The sequence below is a fragment of the Martelella limonii genome (assembly GCF_013344475.1).
GTDB lineage: Bacteria > Pseudomonadota > Alphaproteobacteria > Rhizobiales > Rhizobiaceae > Martelella > Martelella limonii.
In genome coordinates this window covers 385,742-398,286 of record NZ_JABUOU010000004.1, presented here as the reverse complement: position 1 = coordinate 398,286, position 12,545 = coordinate 385,742, and the positions used below count along the sequence as shown (strand labels likewise).

General features: G+C 62.9%; 15 protein-coding genes. 8 read left to right on the top strand and 7 right to left on the bottom strand.

The window, feature by feature from the left end; genetic code table 11:
• Nucleotides 1-121: 121 nt before the first annotated feature.
• From HPQ62_RS11690 to HPQ62_RS11680, 3 genes are all read right to left on the bottom strand, one after another.
• Nucleotides 122-550: a tellurite resistance TerB family protein gene (locus HPQ62_RS11690; RefSeq protein WP_174802717.1), complete on the bottom strand. Its 429-nt coding sequence runs from the start codon at nt 548-550 to the stop codon at nt 122-124.
• Between the two features lie 24 nt (nt 551-574).
• On the bottom strand, nt 575-1,249 hold the full coding sequence (locus HPQ62_RS11685) for a S24 family peptidase (RefSeq protein ID WP_174802716.1): 675 nt from the start codon (nt 1,247-1,249) through the stop codon (nt 575-577).
• Between the two features lie 85 nt (nt 1,250-1,334).
• On the bottom strand, nt 1,335-1,982 hold the full coding sequence (locus tag HPQ62_RS11680; protein ID WP_174802715.1) for a response regulator: 648 nt from the start codon (nt 1,980-1,982) through the stop codon (nt 1,335-1,337).
• A gap of 244 nt (nt 1,983-2,226) precedes the next feature.
• On the opposite strand from HPQ62_RS11680, the gene HPQ62_RS11675 reads away from it, so the two are divergent.
• Together HPQ62_RS11675 and HPQ62_RS11670 are read left to right on the top strand one after the other, a co-directional pair.
• Nucleotides 2,227-2,577 (top strand): DUF952 domain-containing protein, encoded by a 351-nt coding sequence (locus tag HPQ62_RS11675; RefSeq protein ID WP_174802714.1) that lies wholly within the window; start codon nt 2,227-2,229, stop codon nt 2,575-2,577.
• Entirely contained in the window at nt 2,574-3,650 is a 1,077-nt protein-coding gene (locus HPQ62_RS11670; protein WP_174802713.1) for a quinone-dependent dihydroorotate dehydrogenase, read from the top strand. Before HPQ62_RS11675 ends, HPQ62_RS11670 begins: the two co-directional genes overlap by 4 nt.
• Before the next feature lie 4 nt (nt 3,651-3,654).
• On the opposite strand, the gene HPQ62_RS11665 is transcribed toward HPQ62_RS11670, so the two are convergent.
• A complete protein-coding gene (locus tag HPQ62_RS11665; RefSeq protein WP_194246319.1) occupies nt 3,655-4,158 on the bottom strand; it encodes a CAP domain-containing protein in 504 nt (167 codons plus the stop codon).
• Nucleotides 4,155-4,421 carry a DUF6460 domain-containing protein gene (locus tag HPQ62_RS11660; protein WP_174802712.1) on the bottom strand — a complete coding sequence of 89 codons (267 nt, stop codon included), beginning with the start codon at nt 4,419-4,421 and terminating at the stop codon, nt 4,155-4,157. Before HPQ62_RS11660 ends, HPQ62_RS11665 begins: the two co-directional genes overlap by 4 nt.
• A 134-nt stretch (nt 4,422-4,555) precedes the next feature.
• On the opposite strand from HPQ62_RS11660, the gene HPQ62_RS11655 reads away from it, so the two are divergent.
• The 6 genes from HPQ62_RS11655 to HPQ62_RS11630 all read left to right on the top strand — a co-directional run bounded on the left by HPQ62_RS11655 (nt 4,556) and on the right by HPQ62_RS11630 (nt 10,809).
• On the top strand, nt 4,556-5,494 hold the full coding sequence (locus tag HPQ62_RS11655; RefSeq protein WP_174802711.1) for a class I SAM-dependent DNA methyltransferase: 939 nt from the start codon (nt 4,556-4,558) through the stop codon (nt 5,492-5,494).
• Between the two features lie 109 nt (nt 5,495-5,603).
• Complete coding sequence (locus tag HPQ62_RS11650; protein WP_174802710.1) at nt 5,604-5,909, top strand: XRE family transcriptional regulator; 306 nt, start codon at nt 5,604-5,606, stop codon at nt 5,907-5,909.
• Nucleotides 5,910-5,991: 82 nt separating this feature from the next.
• On the top strand, nt 5,992-6,627 hold the full coding sequence (locus tag HPQ62_RS11645) for a YitT family protein (RefSeq protein ID WP_174802709.1): 636 nt from the start codon (nt 5,992-5,994) through the stop codon (nt 6,625-6,627).
• A 50-nt stretch (nt 6,628-6,677) separates the two neighbouring features.
• On the top strand, nt 6,678-9,206 hold the full coding sequence (locus tag HPQ62_RS11640; protein ID WP_174802708.1) for a ligase-associated DNA damage response DEXH box helicase: 2,529 nt from the start codon (nt 6,678-6,680) through the stop codon (nt 9,204-9,206).
• Nucleotides 9,203-9,910: a ligase-associated DNA damage response endonuclease PdeM gene (gene pdeM, locus HPQ62_RS11635; RefSeq protein ID WP_174802707.1), complete on the top strand. Its 708-nt coding sequence runs from the start codon at nt 9,203-9,205 to the stop codon at nt 9,908-9,910. The genes HPQ62_RS11640 and pdeM overlap by 4 nt, the downstream gene beginning before the upstream one ends.
• On the top strand, nt 9,910-10,809 hold the full coding sequence (locus HPQ62_RS11630) for an aminoglycoside phosphotransferase family protein (protein WP_174802706.1): 900 nt from the start codon (nt 9,910-9,912) through the stop codon (nt 10,807-10,809). Before pdeM ends, HPQ62_RS11630 begins: the two co-directional genes overlap by 1 nt.
• Here the strand turns inward: HPQ62_RS11630 and HPQ62_RS11625 are convergent.
• Together HPQ62_RS11625 and HPQ62_RS11620 are read right to left on the bottom strand one after the other, a co-directional pair.
• Nucleotides 10,796-11,569, bottom strand: a complete 774-nt coding sequence (locus HPQ62_RS11625; RefSeq protein WP_174802705.1) for a TIGR02186 family protein — start codon at nt 11,567-11,569, stop codon at nt 10,796-10,798. The two genes, HPQ62_RS11630 and HPQ62_RS11625, sit on opposite strands and share 14 nt — an antisense overlap.
• Nucleotides 11,566-12,492, bottom strand: coding sequence for a TSUP family transporter (locus HPQ62_RS11620; RefSeq protein ID WP_174802704.1), 927 nt, complete (start codon nt 12,490-12,492; stop codon nt 11,566-11,568). Before HPQ62_RS11620 ends, HPQ62_RS11625 begins: the two co-directional genes overlap by 4 nt.
• Between the last annotated feature and the right edge of the window lie 53 nt (nt 12,493-12,545).

Here is a 12,545-nt window from a genome sequence, read left to right as displayed (position 1 = left end):
GCATTGGGCGAGAGTCTGATACTTCATTAATTGATGATGTTCTTATATGCCGAGATTCAAACGCATTTAGCAATTTGAAAGATAAAGCTGTGCGTGCGGGCGCGATTGCGAAAGCCCTGTCTCAGGCCGGTCGGTAGCGGGCGATCGCGCCGCGTTCGATTGCCGCGCAGGTGAGCTTGTCCAGATGCAGCCGGTCGCGGATCAGTTGCAGAAGGCGGATTTCCTCGGCGCTCACCACCCGGTCTACCGACATGATCTCGACAGCGAGCGCGTAGGCCGTGTCGTAAAGTCTCTTCGGAAGCGCGTCGCGGATGATTTCGAGGGCGATATCCATGCCTTCCGGCCCCGACAGGATATTTGCGCAGTCGCGGGCGATTTCGGTCAGGAGATCGTCATCGAAACCGTCGAAAACCGGCAGCGAACGGGCAATCTGTCCGATGCGCTCAAGCTCGGTATCGCTCATCGCACTGTCGACGGCAGAGGCCATCACCATCACATAGACAAGCGCATCATAATGGGTGATCTCGGCGCGGGGGGTGGATTGTGACATCTGCGTGTGACTCGGTCGCGGGAATTACTGACTGGCCCACAGGATGCGGGCGATCCATTCGACCTCTGAAAGGTCGAAGACGATGTTCTCATGGTCCGGGTTGATCGACATCAGCTCGATCTGGCGGGTCGTGCGGCGCACCAGCACCTTGGCCAGCACCTCACCGTCGCGTGTGCGCACCACCACCCGATCACCCTTGCGGGTGTCGGCGCTCGCCTCCACGATCAGGACATCGCCGTCGCGGTAAAGCGGCAACATGCTGTCGCCCTGCACTTCGAGCGCGTAGATCCCCTGCGCGGTGCGGGCGGGTGCTGGGAAATCGACCTCGTCCCAGCCCTGGCCGACGGGAAAACCGCCATCGTCGAAGAACCCGCCGGTGCCCGCGCGGGCAAGCCCCAGAAGCGGGATGGTCGAAGGCTGCGGCGGGAACGCGCCCACGGGCGCGCGCGCGGGCGGCTCGACAGCCGGCATTTCGCCGATGAAATCGCTCATCGAGGTGTTGGTGGCTGCCAGGATCTTGGCAAAGGATTCCATTGACGGCCACCGCTCGCGCCCGTCGGCGGCGCGCCGTTTCGACTTGTTGAAGGTGGTCGGGTCGAGGCCTGCCTTGCGCGCAAGGCCGGATGGGGTCAGCTTGTGGCGCTCGGCCAGCCGGTCGATCGCGCTCCATATCTCGCCATGTGTGAGCTTCTCAAGCATCGCCGGTGTCCGTTTCTCGCCATAGAACCTATAGCGTAACGGCAGGCGGAGCGTAAAGCCGGACAGGAATAAAATCCTGTCCCCCTCAGGCCACCATTGCCATGTTGACCTTGCCGAGCTGGATCACCGCCTGCGTGCGACTGTCGACATTGAGCTTCAGGAGGATCGCGGAAACATGGGCCTTGACGGTGGCTTCCGAAACGTTGAGCTCGTAGGCGATCTGCTTGTTCAAGAGCCCCTCGCACAGCATGCGCAGCACGCGCGACTGCTGGGGCGTGAGCGTTTGCAGGCGCTGCAGCATGTCGGCGATATCGGGATCGCTCTCCTCTCCGCCGCCGAACGATTTGGGCGTGTAGACCTCCCCGGCGAGAACCGTGCTGATGCCGGTGCGCAGTTCGTCGATGCCGACGGATTTGGAGATGAAGCCGGAGGCGCCAAGCGCGAGCGATCGTCGGATGGTGTCGTCGTCATCGCTGCCCGAAATCACCACGATCGGCAGGCTCGAAAATTCCGAGCGCAGCGTGATCAGTCCGGAAAAGCCGCTGACGCCGGGCATGGCAAGATCAAGCAGCATCAGTTCGGCCTCGGGCGTGTCGCGGGCGGCCTGCTGGGCGGTTTCGAAGTCTCCGGCCTCGACCACATCGTAAGTCGTGGCCATCCCGCCGATCGCCTGCTTGAGGGCGCTGCGGAAAAGCGGGTGGTCGTCAGCGATCAGAATTGTCTGTCCGGTCATCCTGGCCTCCTCCCAAAGGCGGTTCCTGAACATTCGGCCTGGTTCGGGATTATTGTTGATCCGCGAAACAATAAAGCTGTTGCTCTTTATGGTCGCCGTCAGCCCCGCTTAGCAACCCATAAAAGCGTCCAGTCACGACAAAAGGCGTATTTTTCCAGTGTTCAGGCTTTCAGGCGGCGCCACCGATGGACATTTGTCCCGCTCTTTGCCAAACCGGCCTCAGACACAGGCGGTAGAGCGGACAATGACGGAACAACCGATATTCAAGATCGTCACGGCCAATGAATGGCTGGTGGCAAGGGAGACAGGCGTGTTTACGGGCGCGCCGGTGGATATTGCCGATGGCTTCATCCATTTTTCAACGGCTGATCAGCTGTCGGAAACCGCAGCCCGGCATTTTGCCGGAAAGACCGACCTTTATCTGGTTGCGGTCGATCCGGCCGTGCTCGGCGCTCAGCTGAAATATGAGCCGTCGCGCGGGGGAGCGCTGTTTCCCCATCTTTACGGCGACCTTCCGCTTGATGCCGTTCTCTGGGATCGGCCGTTGCCGCTTTCCGCCAACGGTCGCCACGATTTTGCGGGGTTGCTCGGATGATCGATCTTTACAGATTGGGTGGTCGCCGTGCCGCCTTCGCGCTCGATCCCGAGCTTGCCCACGGCCTGACGCTGAAGGCGATCCGTACCGGCCTCCTGCCGGGCGCGCGTCATGCGCGGGAGGCAAGGCTTGCAACCGTCGTTGCGGGTCTTTCCTTTGCCAATCCGCTCGGTGTTGCGGCCGGTCTCGACAAGAATGGCGAAGCGCTCTCTGGGCTCCTGAAGCTCGGCTTTGGCCATGCAGAGGCCGGAACGGTCACGCCGCTACCGCAGGCCGGCAATGACAAGCCGAGGCTGTTCCGGCTCGTCAGGGACGAGGCCGTGATCAACCGGATGGGCTTCAACAATGACGGCCACGCGGCCCTTGCCGAGCGTCTGAAGAACCGCCGCTTTCAGGGCATTGTCGGGGTCAATATCGGTGCCAACAAGACCTCCGGCGATCGCATCGCCGATTATGTTCAAGGCATCGGCCGGTTTGCAGGCCTTGCCGATTATCTCACCGTCAACATCTCCTCGCCCAACACGCCGGGCCTGCGCGACCTTCAGGCCCGCGCCCAGCTTGCGAGCCTGCTCGATGCCGTCGGTGAGGCGCGCGAGAAAGCGAGCCGGCGGGTTCCGGTATTCCTGAAGATCGCGCCCGACCTGACGGAAGAAGGGCTCGACGACGTGATCGCGGAGGTGCTGAGAAGCACGCTCGACGGCGTCATCGTTTCGAATACGACACTGTCGCGTGAGGGTCTTGTGGAAGCCGATCTCGCCCGCGAGGCAGGCGGCCTTTCCGGAAAGCCGCTGTTCGAGCGCTCCACGGCGCTGCTGGCGCGGGTCAGGCAACGGCTTGGGCCGGAGCGCGCGATCATCGGCGTCGGCGGGGTGTCGTCGGGCGCCCGCGCGGTCGAAAAGATCCGCGCCGGTGCGGATCTGGTGCAGATCTATTCGGGGCTCACCTATGAAGGTCCGCAGCTGATCGAGGACAGTCTTTCGGCGATCATCGCCGCGATGCGTGAGGCGGGCGTTTCCACGCCGCGTGGATTGCGCGACAGCGGCACTGCCGAATGGGCGGCAAAACCGTTCTGATCGGCTACTGGCTGAGGCACATGGCCCAGAACGGGGTATTGCCGGAATTGGGGCTGACGGCGCGGGCAACGCCGATATGGGAATAATTTCCCAACATGTTCTTCAGGTGTCCCGGCGAATTGACCCAGGCCTGGAACGCCCGTTCGGGCGTGCGCTGCTGCATCGCGATGTTCTCGGCCGCCGGCAGCGGCAGGCCCATGCGCTTGAAGCGGGCGAGCACGCTTTCCGATCCGGTGATATGGTTCATCCTGTTGGCAAGCGCCATCCGGCTTGCCTGATCGATCGCCGCATTTTCGCAGGCGCGCGAGGCGGAAAGGCGCGAGAGTCCCCGGCCTTGGCGCAGATCGTTGACCCAGGGCAGGAATGTCGCGGTCACGCCTTCCGCATCGACATCGCCATCGGGAATGCCCCCGGAAAAGAACGGGCTGCAGGCGGAAAGCCCGGCGGCAAGACCGCCCAGGAGAAGGACGCGGCGGGAGAGCGGGGATATGATCGAAGGTGCGGTCAACGGCGATAGCTCACGATGCGGATGATCAGGAACAGGGGCACGACGATGAGCGCGCCCAGCACGAAATAACGACCGACCTCGCCGAGCGCTGCAAAGCCGCGATGCCAGAGGCCTGCGAAGAAATCGGCAATGCCGTAATAGATGTCGAGCGGGTGGATGCCGAGCGCCGACAGGATGAAGCCGACGATCAGCGAGACCACCAGCAGCCTGACGATCGTGCCGATCACGGTGCCGCCCAGAAACCTGTTGACGTTGTTGCTCATTGTGCTCTCCCTTTCCCCGGCTAGATAAAGGGGGTTTGCGGCGCATTCAAGAACAAAACCGCCTGTCGATTCCGCTTGCTTTTGGCGAGAAAAGGCGACATTGGCGCTCAGTTTCAAGCCGGTTCCATTGACAGATGAGCGTTCTATCCCATTCCTCGGGTGATCTGATTGCAGATCGCCGCGCCGATTATGCACGCATGCTGGACGAGGCAGGCGATCACGCAGCCGCCGCCGAGGTGATGGCGCAGGCGCTGGAACTTTGTCCCGACTGGACGGCGGGCCTTGCGCTTCTTGCCACTTATCGCGAGCGCGCCGGGGATATCCAGGCCGCGATCCGGACGCTGGAGCGGCTGGACGGCGAGGACAAGGACGATGTGTTTGCCGCAAGCCTGAAGCTTGCGGTTCTGGGTGCTGCCGAACCGCCCGCCCATCCGCCGGGCCGTTATGTCGAGGCGCTGTTTGATTCCTACGCCGATCATTTCGATGCGGCGCTGACCGAACGGCTCGACTACAATGCGCCCGCCAGACTTGCCGGCCTGCTTGCAAGGGCTGCCGATCCCGATCAGCGGTTCCGGCTTTGCGTCGACCTCGGCTGCGGCACCGGGCTTTCGGGCGAGGCGTTTTGCGGGCGCGTCGACCGGCTGGAGGGTTTCGACCTTTCGCTGAACATGCTCGCCAAGGCGGAGGAAAAGGCCGTTTACGACCATCTCACCCAGGCCGATCTTCTGCTTTCGCCGCGCGAAAGCGGTCTGTTTTCCGAGGGGTTTGCCCGCGAGCGTGCCGATCTGGTGGTCGCTGCCGACGTGCTGATGTATCTCGGCGCGCTTGAAAGCCTGATGGCCAATGTCGATGCGCTGATTGCGCAGGGCGGCCTGTTCCTGTTTTCGGTGGAGGATGGCGGCGATTGCGAAACCTTCACCCTGCTGCCATCGCTGCGATATGCCCATGCCTTTTGCTATGTCGAGACGCTGCTGGCCGAAACCGGCTTTACGCTCAAGGCCCATGGCCGCGCGGCGCTGAGGAAGGATGCGGGCGCGCCGGTTCCCGGCATTCTGTTTCTGGCGCAACGCTGAGCGAAAGGATCGCGCCTGCCGGCAAGTATCGGCAGAAGGTATCGGAACCCTTGGCGGTCGGAGGGCGTTTAACCCTCGAACCAGATGAACAGACCGAAAGGAGGCATTCATGTCCTTCACGCCCGCACTTTGCCACGCTGCCCGCATTCTCGCAGAGGTCGACCGCAAGGCGCTCTCAGATGAAAGTGGCATTGCCGAAGACCGGATCGAGGAATTCGAGAACGGCACAGCGGAGCTTGGCGACACGACCGCCGAAAAGCTGAAATCCGCTCTGGAAGCGCTCGGGATCATCTTCCTTCCCGAAGAAGAAGAGGGTGGCGTCGGCATCCGCCGCAAGTTTACCGAAGGCGACAACCGCCGCATTCTCAACTGGGAAGGCGAGGGCGGTCGCGCCGATAGCGACAACGTCGTGTAACGGTTTGACCGGCTGAGAATTTTCGGCAATGAAGGGGTCGGGGCAGAAATGCTCCGATCCTTTCTTTTGAGGCCTTCGTTTCTTGTCCGAAAATCGCTTCCTCAGAGCCATCATCCGGTCGAGCTCCGAAAACCATTCGGTGCTGGAAGATGCGCAGGGAATCATAGCCGGCTCCATGCTCGCAGCGCTGGGCGTGACGGTGCTGAAGGCAGGCGGGCTCCTGACCGGCGGCACCGCCGGTCTCGGATTTCTTCTGACCTATGCAAGCGGACTGAATTTCGGCCTCGCCTTCTTTCTCGTCAATCTGCCGTTCTATTATTTCGCCTGGCGCCGCCTTGGCCTTGCCTTCACGGTCAAGACATTCCTTGCCGTGGCGCTCACCTCCGTGCTGTCGGCGGTCCTGCCGGATTTCATCACGATCGGGGAGACCGATCCTCTTGTCGGCGCGCTTTTCGGCGGCATCATCGTCGGCGCCGCGCTTCTGATCCTGTTCCGTCATGCGGCAAGCCTTGGCGGGTTCGGTATCCTCGCGCTCTATCTGCAGGACCGGTTCGGTTTCAAGGCCGGTTATGTGCAGCTCGCGCTTGACGGCATGGTGCTGGCGCTCTCCTTTTTCGTCGCCACGCCCTTCATCATCGCATGCTCCGTGGCAGGCGCCGTGGTCATCAATCTGGTTTTGGCCGTCAATCATCGCCGCGATCGCTATATCGCGATGTAGACCCGAAATAAGCTCTGGCTTTCGCCGATAAATCTTGCAATCGTGCGTCCATGAACGAAACGGAAACATTGCCGGAGCGCTTCCGCCGCTGGTTTGCCGGAAAAGGCTGGCAGCCGCGCCCGCATCAGCTTGAACTGCTCCACCGCGCCGTCGCCGGCGAGGACATGCTGCTGATCGCGCCGACGGGCGCCGGCAAGACGCTTGCGGGTTTTCTGCCGGCACTTGCCGATCTCGACCGGCGCGGACCGCGAAAGCCGGGGCTGAAGCCGAGGGGCGTGCACACGCTCTATATCTCGCCGCTGAAGGCGCTGGCGGTCGATATCGCGCGCAATCTGGAGCGGCCGGTCACCGAGACCGCCCTTCCCATCACCATGGAAACCCGCACCGGCGATACGCCGCAGGCCAAGCGCCAGCGCCAGAAGCTGAAACCCCCGGACATCCTGCTGACGACGCCGGAACAGCTCGCCTTGCTGATAGCCGGCAAGGATGCCGACCGCTTCTTCGAGGATCTCCGCTATGTGATCTTCGACGAACTGCACTCGCTGGTCACCTCCAAGCGCGGCCATCTGCTATCGCTCGGGCTTGCGCGGCTGAGGCGGCTGAGACCGGAGCTGACGGCGATCGGCCTGTCTGCCACGGTGTCGGACCCGATGGAGCTGCAGCGCTGGCTGGTGGCGCAGACCGGCGAGGTCGAGCCGCCCCATGCCGGACTGATCACGGTCAAGGGCGGCGCGCGACCGGAGATTACCATCCTGAAGGCCTCGGAGCGGATCCCCTGGTCCGGACATTCGGCGCGCTATGCAGCGCCCGATATCTACGAGGAGCTGAAACGGCGGAAGATGACGCTGATCTTCGTCAACACCCGCTCCCAGGCCGAGATCGTGTTCCAGGAGCTCTGGGGCATCAATGACGACAATCTGCCGATCGCGCTCCATCACGGTTCGCTCGATGTGGCACAGCGCCGCAAGGTGGAAGCGGCGATGGCAGATGGAAAACTTCGCGCCGTCGTCGCCACGTCCACGCTCGATCTCGGCATCGACTGGGGCGATATCGATCTCGTCATGCATATCGGCGCGCCAAAGGGGGCAAGCCGGCTGGCGCAGCGCATCGGGCGTGCGAACCACCGCATGGACGAGCCGAGCCGGGCGATCCTTGTGCCCGCCAACCGCTTTGAGGTGATGGAGTGCCAGGCAGCGCTCGACGCCAATTATGTCGGCGCGCAGGATTCCCCGCCGATCGGGGAGGGTGCGCTCGACGTGCTTGCCCAGCATGTGCTCGGCATGGCCTGCGCCGAACCCTTCGATCTCGATCAGCTTTATGACGAGGTGCGAACGGCGCTGCCCTATACCGATCTCGACCGCGACACCTTCGCGCGCGTCGTTGATTTCGTCGCGACCGGCGGCTATGCGCTCAGAACCTATGAGCGCTATGCCAAGATCCGCCAGACGGAGGACGGGCTGTGGCGGCTTTCCCATCCGGATTTTGCCCGCCAGTACCGCCTCAATCTCGGCACCATCGTGGAGATGCCGATGCTGAAGATCCGGTTGGTGCGGCAGGGCAAGCGCAGCGGGCCGCTCCGCGGCGGGCCGACGCTTGGCGAGGTGGAGGAATATTTCATCGAGATGCTGCGGCCCGGCGATACCTTCCTGTTCTCCGGCAAGGTGCTGCGCTTCGAGGGCGTGCGCGAGAATGAATGCCTGGCCTCGGTCGCCTTTGATAAGGACGCCAAGATCCCGGCCTATGCCGGCGGCAAGTTTCCGCTGTCGACCTTTCTTGCCGATGGCGTGCGCGCGATGCTGGATGATGCCGAGCGCCGCAAGGTTCTGCCCGGCCCGGTGCGCGAATGGCTTGCGCTGCAGCAGCAGCACTCGCATCTGCCGAAACGGGGCGAATTGCTGGTGGAGACCTTTCCGCTCGAAAACCGGTTCTACATGGTTGCCTATCCGTTCGAGGGGCGGCTCGCGCACCAGACGCTCGGCATGCTTTTAACGCGGCGGCTGGAGCGCATGGGCGCGTCCCCCACGGGCTTCGTCTCCACCGACTATTCGCTGGCGATCTGGGGGCTTGAGGATATGGGCGCAATGCTTGAAAGCGGCGCGCTCGATCTCAAGGAACTGTTCGACGAGGACATGCTGGGCGACGATCTGGAGGCCTGGCTCGATGAGAGCTACATGCTGAAGCGCACCTTCCGCACCTGCGCCACCATTGCCGGTCTGATCGAGCGGCGTTTTCCGGGCAAGGAAAAGACCGGACGGCAGATGACGGTTTCGGCCGACCTTATTTATGACGTGCTTCGCAGCCATGAGCCCGACCATATCCTGCTGCAGGCAACGCGGGCGGATGCGGCGGCCGGCTTGCTGGACATTGCCCGCCTTGGCACAATGCTGGAACGAATCAAGGGCTATCTCACCCACTACCGGCTCAAGCGGGTGTCACCGCTGGCCGTGCCGGTGCTGATGGAAATCGGCCGGGAAAGCGTCAATGGCGGGGCCGGTGATGCGGTGCTGCAGCAGGCAGCCGATGAACTGGCGGATGCGCTCGAGATGGCGGACATGATGCATGAAGAGGCAGGCGAATGAACATTGAGGTGATGGAACGGGATGCGACCGCTGCCCGCCTGTTCCGCTTTGCGGGCCACGCCGTCGCCTTCGATGCTGCGGGTGCGGCGTTTTTTCCGGAACTCGATCTTCTTGTCGTCTCCGACCTTCACCTCGAGCGCGGTGCCGCGCATGCGCGCCGCGGCTTCTTCCTGCCGCCCTATGATACAGGCCGCACGCTCGCAGCGCTTGGCGCCGTGATCGCGCGCTACCGGCCCGCGCGCGTTGTCTCTCTCGGCGACAATTTCCATGATCGCGTCGGCGCGCGCGACATGCCGGACGAGACGCGTGCCACGCTCTCGGCGCTTGCCGAAAGCCATGAATGGATATGGATCAACGGCAATCACGATCCCGATGGCGTTGGAAGCCTGCCGGGTGCGGTGTTCGATGTCTGGCACTTCGAGGGACTGACCTTCCGCCATGAACCGGCCGGCAAGGGCGATGCTGAAATCTGCGGACATCTTCACCCGTCCGCAGTGCTGACCCGTCCCGGCAAGTCCGTCAGGCGTCCCTGCTTTGCTGCGGATCATCGGCGGCTGATGCTGCCGGCCTTCTCTACCACGCGCGGCGGGCTCGACCTGCGACACAGCGCATTTTCCGGCCTTTTCGACCGAGCAAGGCTCCATGTCCACATGCTGGGGCCGGAACGGGTCTATTCGCTGCCCTTTGCAGCGCTTGCCGGCTGATGCACGCCGATACCGTACCGATCAGCCTTGCCGCAGCGTGCCGGCTGATCGAGACGCAGTTTCCGCAGTTTGCCGGCCTGCCGCTGAAGGTCCTCGAGGGCGGCACGGATCATGCGATTTACCGTATCGCCGATATCGCGGTGGCGCGCTTCCCACGCCGCGCCGCAGACGCGGATGCGTGTCGCCAGAAACTGGCTGCAGAGGCAGAAGCCCTTTGCGAACTGGCCGCCTGCGCGCCCGTTCCTGTACCCGAACCGCTGGGCATCGGTTCGCCGGGAGAGGGCTATCCACTGTTCTGGGCGATGCAGACATTTCTTCCGGGCACGGTCGCAACGCCCGGCATGCTTCAGGCGTCGCGTGATTTTGCAGGCGATCTTGCCAGTCTGATCACGCGGTTGCGCGCGGCCGACACGCGCGGCCGCCGTTTTGATGGGAATGGGCGGGGTGGGGACCTCAAACATCACGCGGCATGGGTCGAAACCTGTTTCAGAAATAGCGAGGGGCTGCTCGACGTTCCCCGTCTGCGCACGCTCTGGGAGCGGCTCAGGCAGTTGCCGCGCGAGGGCGCCGACGTGATGAGCCATCGCGACCTGATCCCCGGCAATATTCTGGTGCGGGGCGGACGCCTTGCCGGCCTGCTCGATGGCGGCGCCTTCGGTCCGGCAGATCCGGCGCTCGACCTCGTTGCGGGCTGGCACATGCTCGACGCGCCGCGGCGCCAGCTGCTGCGGGATGCGCTTGGCTCCGGCGATATCGAATGGCAACGGGGCGCTGCCTGGGCGTTCCAGCAGGCAATCGGTCTTGTCTGGTATTACCGCACCAGCAATCCGGCGATGAGCGCACTCGGCAAAACCACGCTTGAGCGGCTCCTGAACGCCCCCGAGATCAGTTCTTCCTGAACACCAGGCTTGCAAACCAGCCCGAAAGCAGTGCGATCAGCACGGTGCCGAGACCGTAGAACAACGGGTATTCGTGGGCGGCCGTGGTGAGCTGCGCCTCAAGCCCGGTCTTGACCACCTTCAGCGGCAGTCTTTCCGTGGCGATCTGTCGGCCATTCTTGAACAGATAGGCCTCGACCGTGTGGGTACCCTGGGGAATGTTCACGGAAAGCCTGAGGCTTGCGCGAAACAGGCTGTTGGAGACGAAGGTGACGCCGTCCGGTTCGTTTTCGTAGAGATCGTCGCCGGCGTTCAGCCGGAGCATCGCCTCGCGAAAGGTTGCGACTTCACTCGCATCGCCGAAATAGCCGACTGGCGAGATGCGCAGATGCGAGACCCCGATCCCTTCCGAATTCAGCGTTTGCGGCGATGTCACCTGATCGAGCGCCCGCGTGCTCGAAATCGAGTAGGAGCGCGGCACATGCTCGAAGGTAACCGTCTGGCGGTTGACCCAGATGCCGAAGATCCGTTCCTTTCGGCGTACGTCGGCTTCGGCCTTCGGGCCTTCCAGGATCACGACAATATCGTATCCGCCCTTTGAAAGGACCATCGGATCGGCGTCGTTGATGGCCCCGAACACCGTGAGATCCGCGCCGGAAAAATCCGATGTGATCGCGATCTGGCTGGTCGAGGTGCCGATCTCGAGCGTTTCCTGCTGCTGGGCGGCGGCGGCAGCGGGTAGGATGAGGCCTGCGAGAACGAGGAGGGTGCTGCGGATCATTGCGGCGCCCCCTCGAAGACGACCGAGAAGAGATCGGCCGGCATGGAAACCAGGCCAAAGGCAAGCCGGACGCCAACGGCAAGGATGAGGATTGCAAGCAGCGCGCGCAACTGCTCGCCCTTCAGCTTCTGGCCGACGCGCACGCCATACTGGGCGCCGACGACGCTCGAGAGCATCAGGATGGTGGCAAGCACGATATCGACCGAAAAATTGGTTTTTGCCTGCACCACGGTGGTGTAGGCGGACACGAAGATGATCTGGAACAGCGAGGTGCCGACCACGATATTGGTCGGGATCCTGAGCAGGTAGATCATCGCCGGCACCATGATGAAGCCGCCTCCGATACCAAGTGACGAGGTGAGAACGCCGATCACTCCGCCAAGCGTGAAGACCGGGATGACACTGAGATAAAGCTTCGATTTCTTGAAGCGCATCTTGAAGGGCAGGCGGTGGACCCAGTTGTGCTGGCCGGGCTTGCGCAGCGGGACGGATTGCTGTTTGGCACTGCGCCGGATCGCGCGGATGCTTTCCACCAGCATCAGCCCGCCGATCGACGACAGCAGCACGACGTAAAGCAGCGAGATGACGAGGTCGAGCTGGCCGAGGTCACGCAAGAGCGAGAAAAGCCAGATGCCGATTGTCGCACCAACCAGACCGCCGGTGAGCAGCACCGTGCCGAGCTTCATGTCCAGCGTGCCCCGCCGGAAATGGGTGAGCGTGCCCGAGACGGAGGAGGCTACGACCTGGCTTGCGCCGGTGGCAACCGCGACGACAGGGGGGATCTGGTAGAAGATCAGAAGCGGCGTGATCAGGAAGCCGCCGCCGACGCCAAACATGCCGGACAGGAAACCGACCGCCGCGCCCATGCCGAGGATCACGAAAATATTGACCGAAAGTTCGGCGATCGGCAGGTAGATCGACACGCGTATCCCCAATAGCGTCTGGGCCGGATGTTGAATCCAGCCTCTTCATCAAG